The organism is Lacticaseibacillus thailandensis DSM 22698 = JCM 13996, from assembly GCF_001436135.1.
GTDB lineage: Bacteria > Bacillota > Bacilli > Lactobacillales > Lactobacillaceae > Lacticaseibacillus > Lacticaseibacillus thailandensis.
The window spans coordinates 53,584-70,325 of sequence record NZ_AYZK01000004.1 but is presented as its reverse complement, the minus strand read 5'-3'; the positions used below and the strand labels follow the sequence as shown (position 1 = coordinate 70,325).

The window sequence follows — 16,742 nt, the reverse complement described above, 5'->3', positions numbered from 1 at the left end:
GAAAAGAGGAACTCACATGCGATTAGCAGAAGGCATCGTTATTGACTTAGAAGAAACCTTTGGCGTCTTGAAATTCTCCGGCCAGCGCCGTGAACGCTTTGTACAAGACGAAGACGGCAACCGCACCGACGACGTAAAGGAACGCACCTATGACTTAAAGTCCATGAAACAAGGGATGATGATCCAAGTTTCAATTCCGGCAGAGGCTGGGGTCAAGGACTTTAAGTACAACCAGATTGTTACTTTGGTCGACCCAGTGATTGATACTGTGGCAAACGCGAACTTCAACCGAGTTGAAACTTCGTGGTACATGAAAGCCAAGGATCTCGTGATTGCCACCGCACCGGTCAAGCCGCAGGAGAAGCCAAACACCAATGACAAGAAATAGCTGCTCATTGCTCCACTCCTCGCGCGCGCCGCCCACTGCGGCGGTTGCTTACCACTAACGAAAGGAGTTGATCACAGATGATGACTTCCACATTGACCGTAGTTGGTCGTGAAGTGTTCATCGACGACTATAACGAAGAAATCGACAACGACTACCGCCTTGACCCAGACGAGATCCTGCAAGACATGGTGGAGCTCATGGAAGAAAGCCCTGAATCCTACCAGCACTTGCATATCGACAGCGAACAGACCAACGACGGCATGAATAAGCTGTTCTCGTTCACTTCATACGAATGTGAAGATGGCTTGCGGCTCTCGTATCTGGGCGTCAGCGATGAATGAAAGGACTGATGACATGGCACAAGCACTAAGCATTGACGGCTTTTTGGAGGACTATCCCGCACTAGTTGACCCTGACTTTCACGATCCTAGCCCAGACGCTTTGATCGATATGGTACTGATGGCTGCCGAACAGGCAACTGCCGGCGAACCGTTTTCCATTTGGGTAGACGGCGAATGTACCCGCAATCATGAATCCAAAGAGTTCAGCTTCAACATCGACACCGAAGATCGACAACCCGCTATCAAATATTTAGGAGTGAAATAGATGAAAGACCCCGATTACGAGCTTTTACGCGACATTCGCTTAGTCAACATGAAGCAGTATTACAAGGACTACTTCGGGCTGCTAGCCTTACCCGAGCACGAGGAAACTCTCGGCAGTTTGCTTGAGCCAGTTATTGAAGGTGCCGCGGAAGCATTAGAACATGATTTTGACACTTACAACGTTGGAGTGGGCTTCAATATTGATATGTATGGTGTGCAAACGCCACCTCACTGTTTTAACTTTGAAATCTATGCTGACAATGCACACAACCTAACTATCGTTTATGCCGGTTGCCAAACTGAATTTCCTGACGGATCAGATAACGAATGAAAGGAGAGCACGATGCAGCAATTAGAGATTATTGGTCTTTATGAATTTCTGAACCAATACTACGGAACGTCCACCCGTTACTCCCCACCCGCAGACTATCTCATTACGGGGCTTTTCTGTCGCGCCAAACGTGCACGACGTACAGGACAGCCATTTATCAAACAAACTCGCGATGCAGAGTTCACAATTCACGGTAACGATGAACTTTTTGTATTTTCGCTGCATGAAAATCGTCATCGGATAACCGTCAAATACGAACCGTGGATTACGCCAAGGCGTCCGCTGCAAGGGATTCGCTTTGAAAATGTGGACGTCTTCTTGAATGCTTATAACTCTGTTATTCTCCCAAAAGCTTGCACTAGACTTACAAAGGGCGGGCCATTGGGGGAACTGCTACATGAAATTGCTGAGTGTCAGCTATACCGTGAAAATGGATTCGTTCTCACAATGCCTGTCGAAGATGTCCGTCATCACCGAGATGACGCCCGCTTTTACTTTTCACTTGAGCCGATAATCAACGGTGTAGCTTTTCAGTTTGTAAATGTCTATGTTTAAGAACATTTGGACCTATCGCGGTACACGGGTCTATCCGCGTCAACGCAACCTGCTCTACAACACGGCGATGACGGTTGTGGTTTGCTTGTGGGTAATTGGAGCTGCGATTGCCTATTGGCCGCTATTAAGACAAATCAACTGGAAACTCTTTAGTTGGCCGGACGTGGTGGCCTTGCCTTGGTCATGGCTGCCGCTGATTATTAACAGTTTATGCACAGCACTACTCTTTGGCGTTGGTCTGTGGGCTTATCGGACTTGGTTTGCGGATTCCTACAAGCAGATGGAACACCGCCAAAAGCTCGCCCGCATGATCATGGAGAACAAATGGTACCAAACTGACCAGTCCAACAGCGAGAGTTTCTTCAAGGACTTAGGCTCAACGCGAACCAAAGAGAAAATCTCGCACTTTCCCAAAATCTACTATCGGCTCAAAGACGGGCTGATCCACGTTTCCGTTGAGATCGTCATGTCTTCCTATCAAGACCAGCTCCTGCACTTGGAAAAGAAGTTAGAGGCTGGTCTGTACTGTGAACTTGTTGACAAGATCCTGCACGATTCTTACGTCGAGTACACCTTGCTTTACGACACAATCGGCAAGCGTATCACCATTGCTGACGTGACCTGTGAACATGGCTCCATGCAGCTCATGGAAACGGTGGCTTGGCACTATGATGCGCTGCCCCACATGCTGATTGCTGGCGGGACCGGTGGTGGTAAGACCTACTTCATTTTGACGCTGATTGAAGCACTACTGAAAGACGGTGCCCAGCTCACCATTCTTGACCCGAAAAACGCTGACCTAGCCGATCTGGCTGATGTGATGCCAGGGGTCTACTCGAAGAAGGAGGCTATGCTGGGTGCACTTGAAACCTTCTATCAGGACATGATGGCGCGTAACGACAAAATGAAGCAAATGGACGGATACAAGACCGGCGAGAACTACGCCTATCTTGGACTACCCGCCCACTTCCTAATTTTTGACGAATATGTTGCCTTCATGGATATGCTTGGCCGTGATGCCATGCAAGTCATGTCCAAGCTCAAACAGATTGTCATGCTTGGCCGTCAAGCCGGCTTCTTCCTAGTGTTGGCTTGCCAACGGCCTGACGCAAAATATTTAGGCGACGGGATAAGAGATCAGTTCATGTTCCGCGTTGCGCTTGGGCGCATGAGTGAGCTGGGCTATTCCATGATGTTCGGCGAAACCAACAAGGACTTTTTCCAGAAACCAATTAAGGGACGTGGCTATGTCGATACCGGCGGCAGCGTGATCTCTGAATTTTACACGCCACTAGTACCGCGCGGTTATGACTTCCTCACCGAAATCGGCGCCGCAGCCAATACCGTTCCTGCAATCCAAATAGAACAGGAGGTGCCAAATGAGCACTGATGTCAAAATCGAAAACCGCTCGCAATTCCTCAACGACTTTCACGAAAACGTGCCTTTCCAGTCTGATGAAGACGCGGAAGACCAACTCGAATGGATGGCAATGCACGCCCGCGAATACCCGGATTCACGAATCTGGATGGGCGCTCCCGGCGGCCTGACCGCTGACCGTTTTCCGAAGCGCTTTTGGTTCAACGTCACCACTGCCGACGACGGTGGCTTGATCATGACTTACACCAACGTCGCAGATGAAGGTGACGAGGAGTAGGTCTATGGTAATCCGATCTCGTTCACCAGATCTAATGCAGCATCGCAGGTGGCTTCATAAGTGACGTTTTCACTGTATACGTAGGCCACTCGGTACTTTTCCCAGCGCTGTTTCAATAGCACAGACCCTCGCAATGTTGTAATGATTTCTGCGTATCGCGGCAACAGTGCTTCTGAACCACGAAGCTCGGCCGTCGCGTGCAATGCATCCTTTAAGACTTTGAAATCAATATTCTGCCGTTGCACCTTATCGAACAGATACAAGTCGTAGAAGTCTTTCATACGCGAATTAAGTTCTTGCCGCACAACCATAGATTCAAGTTTCTCGGCAAGAATGGTCTCCATATTATAGGCCATAACCAGAATATCTTGATCATTAAAAATTGTACGATGATGCCATGAAATTTCGCGGGGCGTGATCGTGTCCCCCGTTGAAACATCGATCTTCGTATCTACGACGCTGTTGTAGATTTTTGCTTCAATATGAATGCGGAACCCAGCGTATTCTGCGGCGACACGAATATCGTCAATCTTAGCAATTCTGATTGTTACGTCGCTATCTGGCTCGTTCATATCAGCGATGTTCGTAAACACTTTGAGGATTTCCTCTTTTGTTACCGGCAAGCCTTTGACCGAGGTATCAACGTCACGAGTTGCCCGGGTATCGACACCTAGCATTGACGCAATTAAAAAACCGCCTTTGAGAATCAAGTTATCCCGGTAAGGCGAACGAGAAATACGATCTACAATCTCGTCTAACGCCACCTCTTGCATCAATATTTGGGGATCAATCTGCTTTTCTTTGGCAAGATTACGCACTTTGGCCTTGAACTGTTGTCCATTTGAAAAACCTAGTTTCACAGTAGTACCTCCATGTAGTTGTTGATTTTTTTTCTAACTTTAAACAAATCTGCATAACGTACCAGCCGTCCAATATCTTTTTGCTTTAGCTGCGAATAGCTAATCATTGCTTGACGAATAGTTTCCGAATCTGATGAATCACGCGCTCGTAAAATATCACAGAGGGTTCGCTCAATATTGTAGACCCGTACCTTGTGCTGCCCCGGAGACAGCACTTCCTCAATTCCTAGCTCGTGCCATTCTGACTTTTGATGATACATCCGAACTGGGAATTCACCGATTGAGCTTGGGTAGTAGCCGCGCGGAAAATTCATTTGGTAGCGATCCGGTGTCCTATCAATCATGTGATGCAAAAAGAGTGCAGTGTCTTTGTAATAGATACCTTTGCTAAACCGATATTGAAGGATATACATGTCGTCCTCAAATATCGCTGGGTCAATGTACACTCCGCGCCCCACTCGTTCCAACTTGCCACGGTTTGCAAGATCAATGAGCAGATGCGGATTAACCCCAAGCCTTTTAGCGTCTGCGGTTGTCACTTGACCATTATTTTGTTTCATAAATGCTTCGATTAAATCTGACATTAAGCTCACCTCACGTTTCAAACGTCATTATAGCATAAGATGACGTTTGAAACGTGAATCCGCAAATACGAAAGGAGAATCTATGAGAATTCCGGTAATCAATAATCAAAGCCGCTTTCAGGAAGACTATGCTGACACGATTATAGCTGGAACGCCCGAGGACGCCGAAGACGCCTTGCTGGAAATGTGCGATTACATTGAGCCTTATGAAGACGGAGATCACTGGCTCGAACTAGTCGGTGATCGCACCATCTCGGGCAAGCCCGTCTACTTCTGGTTCACAGCCACCATGACACAAACTGGCATGCAGCTCACCTATCATAGCTGGGCGCATCATTACTAATCAGCTACACGCCGTCGTCAAGACAAAACCTTTGAAAGGAGCAAGTCAATGACTACCCATTCTGTTCAGCAAGGCTGCACCCTGCCGCCACGCGCGGCGTGCAGCGCGAAAGCCGCAAGCGTGAGTGGCAGCGGTCGGCGCCAGCCGACCGCTTACCCCCAGTACTCTAACAGGGGGGTATTAAATACAACGTCTGTGCCTGAACACGGGGTAGAAAGGCTGATATGACGGCGTTTCAATAGAAAAAGGCAAAATGATGGATGGCAACCCCAATCCATCATTTTTTGAAAGGAGCATTGCCATGTGCTCATGGCATGAAAAAACTAAAACCAAACGCAAGCAACTCAAGCTGACCCAAGCTCAAGTCGCTCGACGCTTAGGTGTCACGCGGATGCATTACGTCCAAGTGGAGAACGGCAAGACTAACCCTAGCTCATCGCTGCAAATGGAAATCGACCGGCTACTCAAGAACTGGAACGATGAACCAGAACTAACGCTGATGTTTGACTACATGCGCGTGCGGTTCCCGACCCATGACGCCAAGGCCGTGATCACAAAGATTCTCGGTTTGACCCCAGAACACCTGATATTTGAGGAACACGGCTTCTACGGCTATTCGGCCATGTATATCTTCTCTAACATTCAGGTCATGGTGGCACCGGTTGGCTCCAACCTCGGCACATTGGTTGAGATGAAAGGTCAAGGCTGCCGTGAGTTTGAGGGTATTCTGCTTAGTCACGGTGAGAACTGGTACGACTACTTCCTGCGGGTCGATGAAGCTGGTGGCACCTTCAAACGGGTCGATATTGCGATTAACGACATGGTTGGCCTGCTGAATATCCCCGAACTGGTCGATAAGTGTCTGAACAACGAGTGTATCTCCGTCATGCGGTCATTCCAAGGACTGCAATCAGGCAAACTCGTGGATCTCGACGAAGCTGGTCGCGGCAATACGCTTTACGTCGGCACGATGAAAAGCGACGTGTATTTCTGCATCTACGAAAAGGCTGCCGAACAAGCGGCAAAACGTGGCATCTCGATTGCCGACACCCCAATCATCAACCGATTTGAAATTCGCTTGAAAAACGAGCGGGCAATCAAGGCGATTGAGAACATGCTGATTACCCGTGACGCCGAAAAGGTCGCGTTTGGCATCATCACCCGCTACATGCGCTTCGTGGATGAAGTCCCAGATAAAAGCCGTTTGAAGTGGCCGCTCAACGATCGTTGGGCATACTTCCTTGGCAAGGGACGGCAACCGATTCGCTTGACTACTGATCCCCAGCCCTTTGACCTGAACAAGACCAAGGCGTGGCTCCAAAAACAAGTCATGCCCACGCTCAAGGTCATCAAGGAAATTGACAACTACTTCGGCACGACTGACTTGCAGCTCATGATTAAAGACGCCGAACTGACCGACAAGCATCTTAAGCTGATTGAGCAACAGACGGTCGGCAGCGAGGAACTAGGAGGTGACATGTTTGGTCAATGACGTGATGGCTTCCCACCCGCTACGAGGCAAAGCATTCAAAGACTGTGTACTGAACGTGTACGTCTACAACGCCGCGCTAGTCGGTGTCGTCGAGCATAAGAAGTACCGCCGTATCTGCGACATGAATAGTTTTGGCTTCACGGCACAAGACTACATCGCTTGGCGGCACCAGCAACAAGAACACCCGGCGGCTCTGATTGGCCGGGATGGGCGTGCCTTGAACTACGGGGAGCTGCGCCGACTGCTTTATCAAACTGCCGAAGAATCGGGTTGGCCGGTCTTCACGTCACCGGTGGAAGACCTTTTTTTCGATTAACCGACTTGGTCGCGATTGACCGCGCCAAAACAATCGCAATTCAAAAAGGAGTGATGGTCACAAATTCAACTAAAGGAGTATCAATGCAATCGAAATAGACGTCATCTACAATCGCGAGTGTCTGAAAGGCATGGCGGACTTACCGACAGCCTCTATCGACATGATCCTGTGCGACTTGCCGTATGGCACCACAGCCAACGCTTGGGACAAGGTGATTCCGTTTGAACACCTCTGGGGTCAATACGAACGGCTCATCAAGCCTCAAGGCGCCATCGTGCTCACCGCAACTGAACGGTTCTCTGCGGACTTAGTACAATCAAACCCAGCCTTGTATCGCTACAAGTGGGTCTGGATCAAAAATACTGTCACCAACTTCATCAACGCTAAGAACCGTCCGCTATCCCGGTTCGAGGAGATTCTCGTCTTCTCTAAATCGGGCACGGCCAACTTTGGTAACTACCCTGATACCAAAGGCATGAATTATTTTCCCCAAGGACTGCTCCCCTATAACAAAACCGTCAACTCGCGTAAGTATGAGAGCTCAAACCAGTTGCACCCGTGGAACGCCCCTGATAGCTACACGCAAGAGTGGACGAACTACCCGTCTGACGTGCTCAACTACAAGTCCGATCGCACCGGCTGGCACCCGACACAAAAGCCCGTCGATCTTTTTGCCTACCTCATCAAGACTTACACCCAGCCCGGCGAAATCGTGCTGGATAACTGTATGGGGTCTGGCACCACCGCAATCGCGGCAATGGACACTGACCGCCATTTCATCGGCTATGAAATCAGCGAGGAATACTGGCGGCGTGCCCTTGATCGCATCAAGCACCACCACACAACTCAAACCGAGCTTTTCTGATTCGTTACCCGGTGATCCGGTCGCTGCTGACCGCGCCAAAACAGCGGCAATTTTGAAAGGAGCCCTGGTCACAAAACTAAAAATTAAAGGATGATTATTATGAATTTCGGACAAAACTTGTTTAACTGGTTCACTTCAAACGCCCAGAGTCTGGTGTTGATGGCGATTGCCATTATCGGGGTCTACCTCGGCTTCAAGAGAGAGTTCTCTAAGCTCATCGGTTTTCTCGTCATCGCAATCATTGCCGTCGGGTTGGTGTTCAACACCGCCGGGGTCAAAGACGTACTGCTGAACTTGTTCAACCGCGTCATGGGGGCTTAATATGGCTGCTGAATTTCGCGTTTGGATTGCCAATCTTGGTAAGTACAACGAAGGCGAATCTGTCGGTGCATGGTTCGAGCCACCGATAAACTGGGACGACATGGCCGAACAAATCGGCCTGAACGAACAGTACGAAGAATACGCGATTCACGATTACGAAGCGCCATTCCCAGTTTCCGAATATGACAGTATCGACCATATCAATGCGATGGGTGCCGCTTTAGAGCAGCTCAACAATTCCGAACTCGGTGATGTTATAGAGGAACTGCTAGACGCACGCTTTGATGACGTGATCGAGCTAGCCGCGCATATTGACGATTTTGTGCACTACCAAGTCGATTCTATGCAGGATCTGGCAATCATGCTGGTACAAGACGGCGATTACTGCGGCGAAGTGCCAGAGGCAATCCAGTCGTATGTCGATTACCAACGACTGGCCGATGACCTCGAAGCTGACGGTCAGTACATTACTACTAAGAACGGCATCTACGAATATCTGAACTAGTCACTGGGGCTGGCGCTGCAAAAGGCGCCAGCCTTTTTATCTCACTACGAAAGGAGATCACATGAAGAAAGTCAGATCCTACACCAGCATCTGGTCAGTGGAAAAGGTGCTGTACGCCATCAATGACCTGCAACTACCGTTTCCGATCACGTTTACGCAAATGACGTGGTTCATCGTCAGTCTGTTTGCGGTCATGCTGCTGGGCGACTTGCCGCCTCTGTCATTCATTGACGGCGCGTTTCTCAAGTACGTCGGCATTCCGGCTGGGCTAACGTGGTTCATGAGCCAGAAGACCTTCGACAACAAGAAGCCAATGGGATTCTTGCGGTCGGTGATCAACTACGCCATTACCCCGAAGCTCACCTATGCTGGCAAAGCCGTGAAGTCGCAAAAAGAGAAACAAACCGCTGCTGTGACCTACGTTTGGAGGTACCACAATGAAATTTCCAATTAAGTATATCGAAGACAATCTCGTCTGGAACACTGACGGCGAGTGCTTCGCCTATTTTGAATTGATTCCATACAACTACTCGTTTCTAAGCCCCGAACAGAAGCAACAAGTCCATGAGAACTTTCGGCAGTTGATCTCCCAAAACCGTGACGGCAAGCTCCATTTATTGCAGCTCGCCACCGAGGCCAGTGTTCGAGACACTCTCGACCGCTCGAAGAAGTTGGTCAAGGGAACGCTTAAAGACATCGCCTTCCAGCACATCGACGGCCAAGCCGAAGCATTGACCGAAAACGTCGGTGACAACCAAGTGGACTACCGCTTCTTCATCGGCTTTAAGCTGCTGCTGAACAACGCAGAGGTTACCGCCAAGTCTATCTTCAAGGATATGTCCTTGGGCATTCGGGACTTCTTCGCCGAGTTCAACACAACGTTTGCTGGTGACTTCTTCACCATGAACAACGCAGAGGTGGAACGCTACGCCAAGTCCGCAAAGTTTCTCGCCGAGAAGATCGGTCGGCGCTTCAAAGTTCGTCCACTGGACAAGAACGACTTTGGCTACCTCCTCGAACATCTCTACGGTATGACTGGGCAAGATTACGATGATTATGAGTATCACTTGCCCCGCAAAAAGTCTAAGCGCGACACAATCATCAAGCGCTACGACTTGATCAAGCCAACCCGCTCACTGATTGAGCAGCACCAACGCTCAATCAAGATCACCCACGGGCTGGATAGCAGTTACGTAACGTACCTGACACTTTCCGACATCGTGGGTGAACTCGAATTTCCCGGCAGTGAAATCTTTTATTTCCAACAAAGCCAGTTCGATTTTCCAATCGACACCAGCTTGAACGTAGAGATTGTGACAAACAAGAAGGCTCTGACCAAGGTACGCAACAAGAAGAAGGAACTCAAGGACTTGGACGAACACGCCTATCAGTCCGGCAACGAAACCACACGCGGCGTCAGCGACGCCTTGGATTCAGTTGATGAGCTAGAAAGCAATCTTGATCAGACCAAGGACGCGATGTATAAAATCAGCTACGTCATTCGCGTCGCTGGGCGATCCGAAGACGAAATGAAGCGCCGCGCCGATCAGCTACTCGACTTCTATGACAGCCTCAACATCAAGCCCGTGCGACCGTTTGGCGATATGCTGGGGCTTCACAGTGAGTTTATCCCTGCCTCAAAGCGCTACATCAACGACTATATCCAATACGTGACTAGCGACTTCATTGCCTCACTAGGCTTTGGTGCGACGCAATCCCTCGGCGAAAAGGAAGGTATCTACATCGGGTATAACGTGGACACTGGACGCAACGTCTACTTGCAACCAGATATTGCCGCGCAAGGTATTAAGGGCACCGTTACCAATGCCTTATCCGCCGCCTTCCTCGGCTCGTTGGGTGGTGGGAAGTCATTCTCCAATAACTTGCTCGTCTACTATGCCGTGCTCTACGGGGCACAGGCACTGATTCTTGATCCAAAGTCGGAACGTACCGGCTGGGCAGAGAACCTCGACTTTATGGAAAACGAAATCAATATCGTCAACCTGACCAGTGAGGAACAAAACCGTGGGTTGCTTGATCCTTATATCATCTTGTCCAACTTGAAAGATTCGGAATCGTTGGCCGTTGATACCCTGACTTTCCTCACTGGCATCTCAAGCCGGGATGCCGCCCGCTTTCCAACATTGCGAAAGGCGATTCGTGCGGTAACACAAGCGCCCGAACCGGGACTTTTGAAAGTCATTGATGAACTCCGCCGTGAAGACACGCCGATTGCACGCAACATTGCCGATCACATCGAATCCTTTACGGACTATGACTTTGCGGCATTGTTGTTCTCTGACGGAACGGCGCGGCGGACAATCGCGCTTGACCGGAAGATCAACATCGTGCAAATCGCAGACTTAGTACTGCCAGACGCCGACAAGACGCAGGAAGAATACATCACTGCGGAAATGTTATCCGTCGCCATGCTCATGATAATCAGCACGTTCGCGATTGACTTCATTCACCAAGACCGCGCCCAGTTCAAAATTGTGGACTTGGACGAAGCCTGGGCTTTCTTGAACGTGGCACAGGGTAAGGCATTGTCCATGAAACTGATTCGTGAAGGTCGTTCGATGAATGCCGGGGTCTACCTCGTCACTCAAAATGCAGACGACTTGCTCGACGAAAAGATGAAGAACAATATCGCGCAGAAGTTCGCCTTCCGCAGCACGGACATCACGGAAATCAAGAACACCTTGAACTTCTTTGGCCTCGACGCCGAAGACGAAGGCAATCAGAACCGGCTCCGCTCGCTAGATAATGGGGAGTGTCTGTTCCAAGACATCTGGGGACACGTCGGCGTGCTGCACTTTGACTATATCTTTGAACACCTGCATCACGCATTCGACACTCGGCCACCGAAACCCGTGGAGGTGATCGCAGATGACGAAAGCTAACCGTCGGCGGCTTCTGCTGTTCCTCGGTGTTGTCGCAGCATTCATGTTGGTGCTGGTGCTTACTGGCGGTCAGCCGGTACACGCTGCCGGATTGGTAGACGATCAGTCTGGCGGCTCTAACGAGTATTCCAAGTATCCGTTGTCACACTATCAACTCGACTATTTCGTTGATACAAGTTGGGACTGGCTACCGTGGAACTGGGGAGACGGCATTGGCAAGTCTGTAAGCTATGGTCTGTATGCCATCACCAACTTCTTGTGGACACTTTCTGTCTACCTGTCAAATGCTGCGGGCTATCTGATTCAGCAAGCCTACTCGCTGGACTTCATCAAAGATACGTCTGACGCGATTGGGAAGAACATGCAGCTCTTGGCGGGGGTATCAAAAGACGGCTTCACCACAGATGGGTTCTATCCGGGACTGCTCCTGATGATTACGCTGGTTGTCGGCATCTATGTCGCCTATACCGGCATCATCAAGCGCGAAACCTCGAAAGCTATTTCAGCGATTGTCAACTTCGTGGTGATTTTCATCACGTCAGCCAGCTTTATCGCCTACGCACCAGATTACGTCAGCAAGATCAACGAGTTCAGTAGCGACATCAGTACGAGTGCGCTCAACACCGGCTCCAAGATGATCATGGGGACTGACACGGCCACCGATAAGTCAGGCGTCGATGCGATCCGTGACACGCTCTTTGAAATTCAGGTGAAGCAGCCGTGGACACTTTTGCAGTTTGGCGACAGCGACGATGATAACGTTGGCAAAGACCGTGTGAACACGTTGATGAAGACCGATCCGTTTGGCGACAAGGGTAAAACCCGTACCGACGTAGTGAAAGCTGAAATTGAAGACAATGACAACGAGAACCTCTCGCCAACCATGACGATCAATCGCCTTGGCACCACGACCTTTGTTGTCTTGTTCAACGTAGCGATCACCTTGTTTGTCTTCTTCCTGACCGCGATGATGCTGTTCAGCCAGATACTCTTTATCATCTACGCGACGTTCCTGCCAGTGTCATTCTTACTTGCAATGCTACCGTCCTTTAACGGATTGATGAAGCAAAACATTATGAAGCTGTTCAACACGATCATGACGCGAGTTGGCGTGACGCTGGTGATCACGATGGCGTTCTCGCTATCGGTAATGGTCTACGGATTATCGGCCACCTCACCGTTCTTCCTCGTGGCCTTCCTGCAAGTCACCATCTTTGCCGGAATCTGGATGAAGCTCGGCGACTTGATGGGCATGATGCAGCTACACAGCTCTGACGCCCAGCAAGGCACACAACGCTTCTCGCGTCGTGGGAACCGCATGCTACGACAGTTCGTCGGTAGTGCCATGGGTGGCGCAATGGCCGGACGCTTCTTGTCGCGGGGCTATGGCAAGGGGCGTGGAACACCACAGCTCCCGACAGGAACGCAACGCGAACAGACTGCGGACGCTACCAAACCGCAACAACCCAAGAAGCCACGCAGCCAACGACTGGGTGAGAAACTTGCCGATGTATCTGATGTCGGCAACAAGCTCAAGGACAAGACTAAACGTGGCCTTGATCAGGTGAAGGACGCACCAACCAACGTTTTATATGGTCTGCATCGTGGTAAGCAACTGACTAAGGAGGCCGCCGAAACTGCGAAGGACAGCTTCAAGGGGCGGCGTGAGGCCAATCAGCAGGAACGCGACAAACAGCTTGAGCAGCGGCGTAAGCAAATGCAAGAACGCAAGCTCGCAATCAAGCCTAAAGCTGATCCTGAAAAACCAAAACCAACGGCTACCAAGCCGCCGGTTGAACCAACTCGTAAGCCAACGACTGCCACACCTACCAAGCCCAAGCCCGAACAAACTGATACCAGTGGGCAACCTAAGCGTGCTGCCACGAAGCCAACATCAACTCGGCCTCCACGTCCAGTCACGAAGCCGCAAGCAGAACCCACAATCACACCGCACCAAGAACCCACTCCGCCAACGGTTAAAACCAAGAAACCACTGACCCTCGTTTCCGAAAAGCCAGCTAAGCCACGCAACCCAAAGCCACAGCGGATCAAAAAGGCTAAGGGGCATAAGAAGCGATGAAACTCTGGCGCTGGTTAGCTCTCGCCGCACTCCCAATACTGTTGATTGGCGGTCTGTTTTTTGCGGTCATTGCCTCTGATGATGACGAAGACCAGCCTGCCTCTGCGATCACAGCCGACGCAATGAACTTATCCGCTGAAGTCTACAAGCATAAGCTGACGGTCGAAAAGTATTGCAAAGAGTTTGGCATTTCAGACCAAGTGATGGTGATACTCGCCATCATGCAGGTTGAATCTGGCGGTAAGGGCGGCGACGTGATGCAAGCCAGTGAATCGCTGGGACTACCGGTCAATACGCTAGATACCGAAGCGTCAATCAAGCAAGGCGTGAAGTATTTCGCGTCGCTGCTGAAAAGCATGAAGGCGGCGGGGGTGGATCTCAATACCGCCATTCAAAGCTACAACTATGGTGGCGGCTTTATTGACTACGTTGCTAAGCACGGCAAAAAGTACACGCTGGCGCTAGCGACGGCGTTTGCCAAAGAGAAGTCTGGTGGCAAGAAAGTCACCTATACCAACGCGGTTGCTAAGGATGGTTGGCGCTATGCCTATGGGAACATGTATTACGTGTCGGTCATCTCGCAATACCTTGTCACTGGTGGTGCGAAATTCGACGACAAAACGGTACAAGCCATCATGGACGAAGCACTCAAGTATCAAGGCACCCGGTATGTCTTCGGTGGCTCAACGCCAACAACGGGATTCGACTGTTCCGGGCTGACCAGTTGGTGCTACGGCAAAGCCGGGATCAAACTTCCCCGTACCGCCCAAGCACAATACGACGCCACGGCACACCTGAACATCAAGGATACCAAGCCCGGCGACCTCGTGTTCTTTCATTCGACCTACGATACTGCCGACTATGTGACCCACGTTGGCATCTATGTCGGTGGCATGAAAATGTACAACGCTGGCGATCCACTTGGCTACGCTGACTTGAATTCAAGTTACTGGCAAGCCCACCTGATCGGCGCTGGGCGTGTAAAGAAGTAGGTGAAGACGATGGATCAAAACGGTATCGGCTACTTTGACTGGATGGATCTCATCACCAACACCTATGACGATGCGCTGCAAAAGGCGCACGTCGATCTCAAATTTGGTGACAACCGCGCACCACGCAACAAGGAACTCGACTTTGCGTCAGGTGAGTGGGAACGCATCAAGTTCTTCAAACAACGCTTGCCCAATACTGACGACCTGTGCCACGTTCTCGACCGCTTCGTTGACCGAATGCCGGAGATGGAATACGGGCACCGACGCGAGTATCGCCTCGCCGTTGCGCATGAAGTGGCCGTTGATCGATGGCTCAAGGGCAAGGTCTTCGCCCCGGAAGACCGCAAGTATATCCTCGACCGCGAGCGCTACTTGGCCGAAGAATATTTCAACAACGACCGTGAACTCGGTCAGTATATCGAAACCGACTATGAGGGCTACAAGCGAATCTCGCTGCAACGCCTATTCGTGCGTTTTCTCGATATTTACGATGATTTTTACCGCTGCTACGAAATTAGAAAGGACAAGGTGAACGAACCTTGAGTAAAGACAAAACCCAAAAGAACGGCTGGTTCAAGAAGAAGCCAGCCGCCCCAAAGCCGCCTAAAATCAAGCACCGTGGCTTGCGCCGTCCAGTCACACTACTTTGCTGGTCGGTGTTGATCGGCAGCACCAGCTTCGGTGTCTACAAGAACATGACCGCTATCGAAACCCATACGGTGCACGAAGTTCAAGTGATCAAGAACAAGGTGATCGATACACACGCCTTGGCGACCTTCACCACCGACTTCGCTAAGCTCTACTACTCGTGGCAGCCAAGCCATGAAGCCCTCGATCAACGGCAGAAAGCCTTGCAGCCGTATCTTGTGGAGCAACTGCAATCGCTGAACGCAGATACGGTGCGTAGTGACATTCCCACCACGGCCACAGTGAGTGAGGTCAAGATCTGGGACGTGAGCAAGGCGGCCAAGGACACGTTCCACGTACTATTTACGGTGAAGCAAGACCTCACCAAGGGCAAAGACAAGAAAACCGTGATTAGCACTTACACCATTAACGTCATGCAAAATGACAACGGCGATATGGTGGTCACCAAGAACCCAACCATCGCTGCGGAGCCAGCAACAGCTCGGATCAAGCTGCCGGACACCCAGTCCGATAACACAGTAGCCAGCAGCACCGCAGATGAGGTAACCAAGTTTCTCAAAACCTTCTTCACCCTGTACCCGCAAAGTGACCGCAACGAACTCAAGTACTACGTCAAGGAAGGGACACGGCCTATCGAACGGAATCTCAAGTTTGTAGAACTTCTAGATCCAGTCTTTAAGCAGACCAAGCGCGGTCTGACTGTCACTTTATCTGTGAAGTATCTCGACACTGACACCGATATGAGCCAAGTCTCGCAATACACCCTGAACCTCTCCAAGCAGAGCAACAACTGGATAATCACTGACGGCATCTAAAAAATACCCGGCACGACCTTCACGCTGAAACTAGCGTGGCAGGTCGTGCCGGGTATTGTCGTTATTCTGGTTGTGTACCAGCGTTGCGTCTGCGCACTTTACGAATAACTAGATAAGGCAGGTAGCCGAAGACGAGAGCTAAGATCGCAATTTTAGTAAGCACTCTACCAATTTGAAATATGATGAAGATAGCTAACGTAGCAATCGCCAGTATCATGACCACTCGCATGATTGAATAGAAGAACCACAAGCACAGTGGCAACGCGAAATATGCCAACGCACAGACTAGCAAGGTTACTGTGATCATCACCCAGTCCTGCATGAAGAATGGGGATAGAACGTGCCACCACAGTACGCTAACCGCATCACTGATAACCGTCACCAGCATAACAAGTAGTCCGCCAATCGCATTCGAAAAGAAGTCAATAAAGCTATCTAATCCATTATTAACCGTTGAAATAAATGACCCAATCATTAACAACTG

Annotated in this window: 22 protein-coding genes; 19 read left to right on the top strand and 3 right to left on the bottom strand. The window is 50.3% G+C overall.

Translation table 11 applies throughout. From position 1 onward, the window contains the following. The first annotated feature begins 16 nt into the window (after window positions 1-16). The 7 genes from FD19_RS07000 (at window position 17) to FD19_RS06970 (ending at window position 3,534) form a co-directional block, all read left to right on the top strand. A complete protein-coding gene (locus FD19_RS07000) occupies window positions 17-388 on the top strand; it encodes a YdcP family protein (RefSeq protein ID WP_056969484.1) in 372 nt (123 codons plus the stop codon). Window positions 389-465: 77 nt separating this feature from the next. Beyond that, window positions 466-729 (top strand): hypothetical protein, encoded by a 264-nt coding sequence (locus FD19_RS06995; RefSeq protein ID WP_054750806.1) that lies wholly within the window; start codon window positions 466-468, stop codon window positions 727-729. 13 nt (window positions 730-742) lie between these two features. Next, window positions 743-994, top strand: a complete 252-nt coding sequence (locus FD19_RS06990) for a hypothetical protein (protein WP_054750823.1) — start codon at window positions 743-745, stop codon at window positions 992-994. After that, window positions 995-1,324, top strand: coding sequence for a hypothetical protein (locus tag FD19_RS06985; protein WP_054750807.1), 330 nt, complete (start codon window positions 995-997; stop codon window positions 1,322-1,324). It abuts the gene before it with no gap. 12 nt (window positions 1,325-1,336) lie between these two features. Next, window positions 1,337-1,879: a hypothetical protein gene (locus FD19_RS06980; RefSeq protein ID WP_054750808.1), complete on the top strand. Its 543-nt coding sequence runs from the start codon at window positions 1,337-1,339 to the stop codon at window positions 1,877-1,879. Then, on the top strand, window positions 1,872-3,269 hold the full coding sequence (locus tag FD19_RS06975) for an FtsK/SpoIIIE domain-containing protein (protein ID WP_054750809.1): 1,398 nt from the start codon (window positions 1,872-1,874) through the stop codon (window positions 3,267-3,269). Before FD19_RS06980 ends, FD19_RS06975 begins: the two co-directional genes overlap by 8 nt. Then, window positions 3,259-3,534, top strand: coding sequence for a hypothetical protein (locus tag FD19_RS06970; protein WP_054750810.1), 276 nt, complete (start codon window positions 3,259-3,261; stop codon window positions 3,532-3,534). Before FD19_RS06975 ends, FD19_RS06970 begins: the two co-directional genes overlap by 11 nt. 2 nt (window positions 3,535-3,536) lie before the next feature. Here the strand turns inward: FD19_RS06970 and FD19_RS06965 are convergent, their stop codons facing one another. Continuing rightward, the gene (locus FD19_RS06965; protein ID WP_056969482.1) at window positions 3,537-4,394 is read right to left on the bottom strand and encodes a nucleotidyl transferase AbiEii/AbiGii toxin family protein; all 858 of its coding nucleotides are present in this window, start codon (window positions 4,392-4,394) and stop codon (window positions 3,537-3,539) included. Continuing rightward, window positions 4,391-4,978 carry a type IV toxin-antitoxin system AbiEi family antitoxin domain-containing protein gene (locus tag FD19_RS06960; RefSeq protein ID WP_082383902.1) on the bottom strand — a complete coding sequence of 196 codons (588 nt, stop codon included), beginning with the start codon at window positions 4,976-4,978 and terminating at the stop codon, window positions 4,391-4,393. The genes FD19_RS06965 and FD19_RS06960 overlap by 4 nt, the downstream gene beginning before the upstream one ends. 82 nt (window positions 4,979-5,060) lie before the next feature. On the opposite strand from FD19_RS06960, the gene FD19_RS06955 reads away from it, so the two are divergent. The 12 genes from FD19_RS06955 to FD19_RS06900 all read left to right on the top strand — a co-directional run bounded on the left by FD19_RS06955 (window position 5,061) and on the right by FD19_RS06900 (window position 16,258). Continuing rightward, on the top strand, window positions 5,061-5,321 hold the full coding sequence (locus tag FD19_RS06955) for a hypothetical protein (RefSeq protein WP_054750812.1): 261 nt from the start codon (window positions 5,061-5,063) through the stop codon (window positions 5,319-5,321). 301 nt (window positions 5,322-5,622) lie between these two features. After that, entirely contained in the window at window positions 5,623-6,813 is a 1,191-nt protein-coding gene (locus FD19_RS06950) for an XRE family transcriptional regulator (protein ID WP_056969480.1), read from the top strand. Next, window positions 6,803-7,129, top strand: a complete 327-nt coding sequence (locus FD19_RS06945; RefSeq protein ID WP_056969478.1) for a hypothetical protein — start codon at window positions 6,803-6,805, stop codon at window positions 7,127-7,129. The genes FD19_RS06950 and FD19_RS06945 overlap by 11 nt, the downstream gene beginning before the upstream one ends. A gap of 130 nt (window positions 7,130-7,259) precedes the next feature. Continuing rightward, window positions 7,260-7,994, top strand: a complete 735-nt coding sequence (locus FD19_RS06940) for a DNA-methyltransferase (protein ID WP_056969476.1) — start codon at window positions 7,260-7,262, stop codon at window positions 7,992-7,994. 99 nt (window positions 7,995-8,093) lie between these two features. Further along, on the top strand, window positions 8,094-8,315 hold the full coding sequence (locus tag FD19_RS06935) for a hypothetical protein (RefSeq protein WP_003606383.1): 222 nt from the start codon (window positions 8,094-8,096) through the stop codon (window positions 8,313-8,315). Window position 8,316: 1 nt separating this feature from the next. Further along, a complete protein-coding gene (locus tag FD19_RS06930; RefSeq protein WP_054750814.1) occupies window positions 8,317-8,820 on the top strand; it encodes an antirestriction protein ArdA in 504 nt (167 codons plus the stop codon). Between the two features lie 61 nt (window positions 8,821-8,881). Further along, window positions 8,882-9,274 (top strand): conjugal transfer protein, encoded by a 393-nt coding sequence (locus tag FD19_RS06925; protein ID WP_054750815.1) that lies wholly within the window; start codon window positions 8,882-8,884, stop codon window positions 9,272-9,274. After that, window positions 9,258-11,723, top strand: coding sequence for a conjugal transfer ATPase TcpF (tcpF, locus tag FD19_RS06920; protein ID WP_054750816.1), 2,466 nt, complete (start codon window positions 9,258-9,260; stop codon window positions 11,721-11,723). Before FD19_RS06925 ends, tcpF begins: the two co-directional genes overlap by 17 nt. Beyond that, window positions 11,710-13,803, top strand: a complete 2,094-nt coding sequence (locus tag FD19_RS06915) for a CD3337/EF1877 family mobilome membrane protein (RefSeq protein WP_056969475.1) — start codon at window positions 11,710-11,712, stop codon at window positions 13,801-13,803. Before tcpF ends, FD19_RS06915 begins: the two co-directional genes overlap by 14 nt. After that, window positions 13,800-14,795, top strand: coding sequence for a bifunctional lytic transglycosylase/C40 family peptidase (locus tag FD19_RS06910; RefSeq protein ID WP_056969473.1), 996 nt, complete (start codon window positions 13,800-13,802; stop codon window positions 14,793-14,795). Before FD19_RS06915 ends, FD19_RS06910 begins: the two co-directional genes overlap by 4 nt. 9 nt (window positions 14,796-14,804) lie before the next feature. After that, on the top strand, window positions 14,805-15,338 hold the full coding sequence (locus FD19_RS06905) for a hypothetical protein (RefSeq protein ID WP_054750817.1): 534 nt from the start codon (window positions 14,805-14,807) through the stop codon (window positions 15,336-15,338). Beyond that, the gene (locus tag FD19_RS06900; protein ID WP_054750818.1) at window positions 15,335-16,258 is read left to right on the top strand and encodes a conjugal transfer protein; all 924 of its coding nucleotides are present in this window, start codon (window positions 15,335-15,337) and stop codon (window positions 16,256-16,258) included. The genes FD19_RS06905 and FD19_RS06900 overlap by 4 nt, the downstream gene beginning before the upstream one ends. A gap of 61 nt (window positions 16,259-16,319) precedes the next feature. Here the strand turns inward: FD19_RS06900 and FD19_RS06895 are convergent, their stop codons facing one another. Continuing rightward, window positions 16,320-16,733: a hypothetical protein gene (locus FD19_RS06895; protein WP_054750819.1), complete on the bottom strand. Its 414-nt coding sequence runs from the start codon at window positions 16,731-16,733 to the stop codon at window positions 16,320-16,322. Window positions 16,734-16,742: the final 9 nt, after the last annotated feature.

Bases quoted from the DNA above. Each gene is read 5' to 3' on its own strand.
- FD19_RS07000 (WP_056969484.1), top strand. From the start codon at position 17: ATGCGATTAGCAGAAGGCATCGTTATTGACTTAGAAGAAACCTTTGGC.
- FD19_RS06995 (WP_054750806.1), top strand. From the start codon at position 466: ATGATGACTTCCACATTGACCGTAGTTGGTCGTGAAGTGTTCATCGAC.
- FD19_RS06990 (WP_054750823.1), top strand. From the start codon at position 743: ATGGCACAAGCACTAAGCATTGACGGCTTTTTGGAGGACTATCCCGCA.
- FD19_RS06985 (WP_054750807.1), top strand. From the start codon at position 995: ATGAAAGACCCCGATTACGAGCTTTTACGCGACATTCGCTTAGTCAAC.
- FD19_RS06980 (WP_054750808.1), top strand. From the start codon at position 1,337: ATGCAGCAATTAGAGATTATTGGTCTTTATGAATTTCTGAACCAATAC.
- FD19_RS06975 (WP_054750809.1), top strand. From the start codon at position 1,872: ATGTTTAAGAACATTTGGACCTATCGCGGTACACGGGTCTATCCGCGT.
- FD19_RS06970 (WP_054750810.1), top strand. From the start codon at position 3,259: ATGAGCACTGATGTCAAAATCGAAAACCGCTCGCAATTCCTCAACGAC.
- FD19_RS06960 (WP_082383902.1), bottom strand. From the start codon at position 4,978: ATGTCAGATTTAATCGAAGCATTTATGAAACAAAATAATGGTCAAGTG.
- FD19_RS06955 (WP_054750812.1), top strand. From the start codon at position 5,061: ATGAGAATTCCGGTAATCAATAATCAAAGCCGCTTTCAGGAAGACTAT.
- FD19_RS06950 (WP_056969480.1), top strand. From the start codon at position 5,623: ATGTGCTCATGGCATGAAAAAACTAAAACCAAACGCAAGCAACTCAAG.
- FD19_RS06940 (WP_056969476.1), top strand. From the start codon at position 7,260: ATGGCGGACTTACCGACAGCCTCTATCGACATGATCCTGTGCGACTTG.
- FD19_RS06935 (WP_003606383.1), top strand. From the start codon at position 8,094: ATGAATTTCGGACAAAACTTGTTTAACTGGTTCACTTCAAACGCCCAG.
- FD19_RS06930 (WP_054750814.1), top strand. From the start codon at position 8,317: ATGGCTGCTGAATTTCGCGTTTGGATTGCCAATCTTGGTAAGTACAAC.
- FD19_RS06925 (WP_054750815.1), top strand. From the start codon at position 8,882: ATGAAGAAAGTCAGATCCTACACCAGCATCTGGTCAGTGGAAAAGGTG.
- tcpF (WP_054750816.1), top strand. From the start codon at position 9,258: ATGAAATTTCCAATTAAGTATATCGAAGACAATCTCGTCTGGAACACT.
- FD19_RS06915 (WP_056969475.1), top strand. From the start codon at position 11,710: ATGACGAAAGCTAACCGTCGGCGGCTTCTGCTGTTCCTCGGTGTTGTC.
- FD19_RS06910 (WP_056969473.1), top strand. From the start codon at position 13,800: ATGAAACTCTGGCGCTGGTTAGCTCTCGCCGCACTCCCAATACTGTTG.
- FD19_RS06905 (WP_054750817.1), top strand. From the start codon at position 14,805: ATGGATCAAAACGGTATCGGCTACTTTGACTGGATGGATCTCATCACC.
- FD19_RS06895 (WP_054750819.1), bottom strand. From the start codon at position 16,733: ATGATTGGGTCATTTATTTCAACGGTTAATAATGGATTAGATAGCTTT.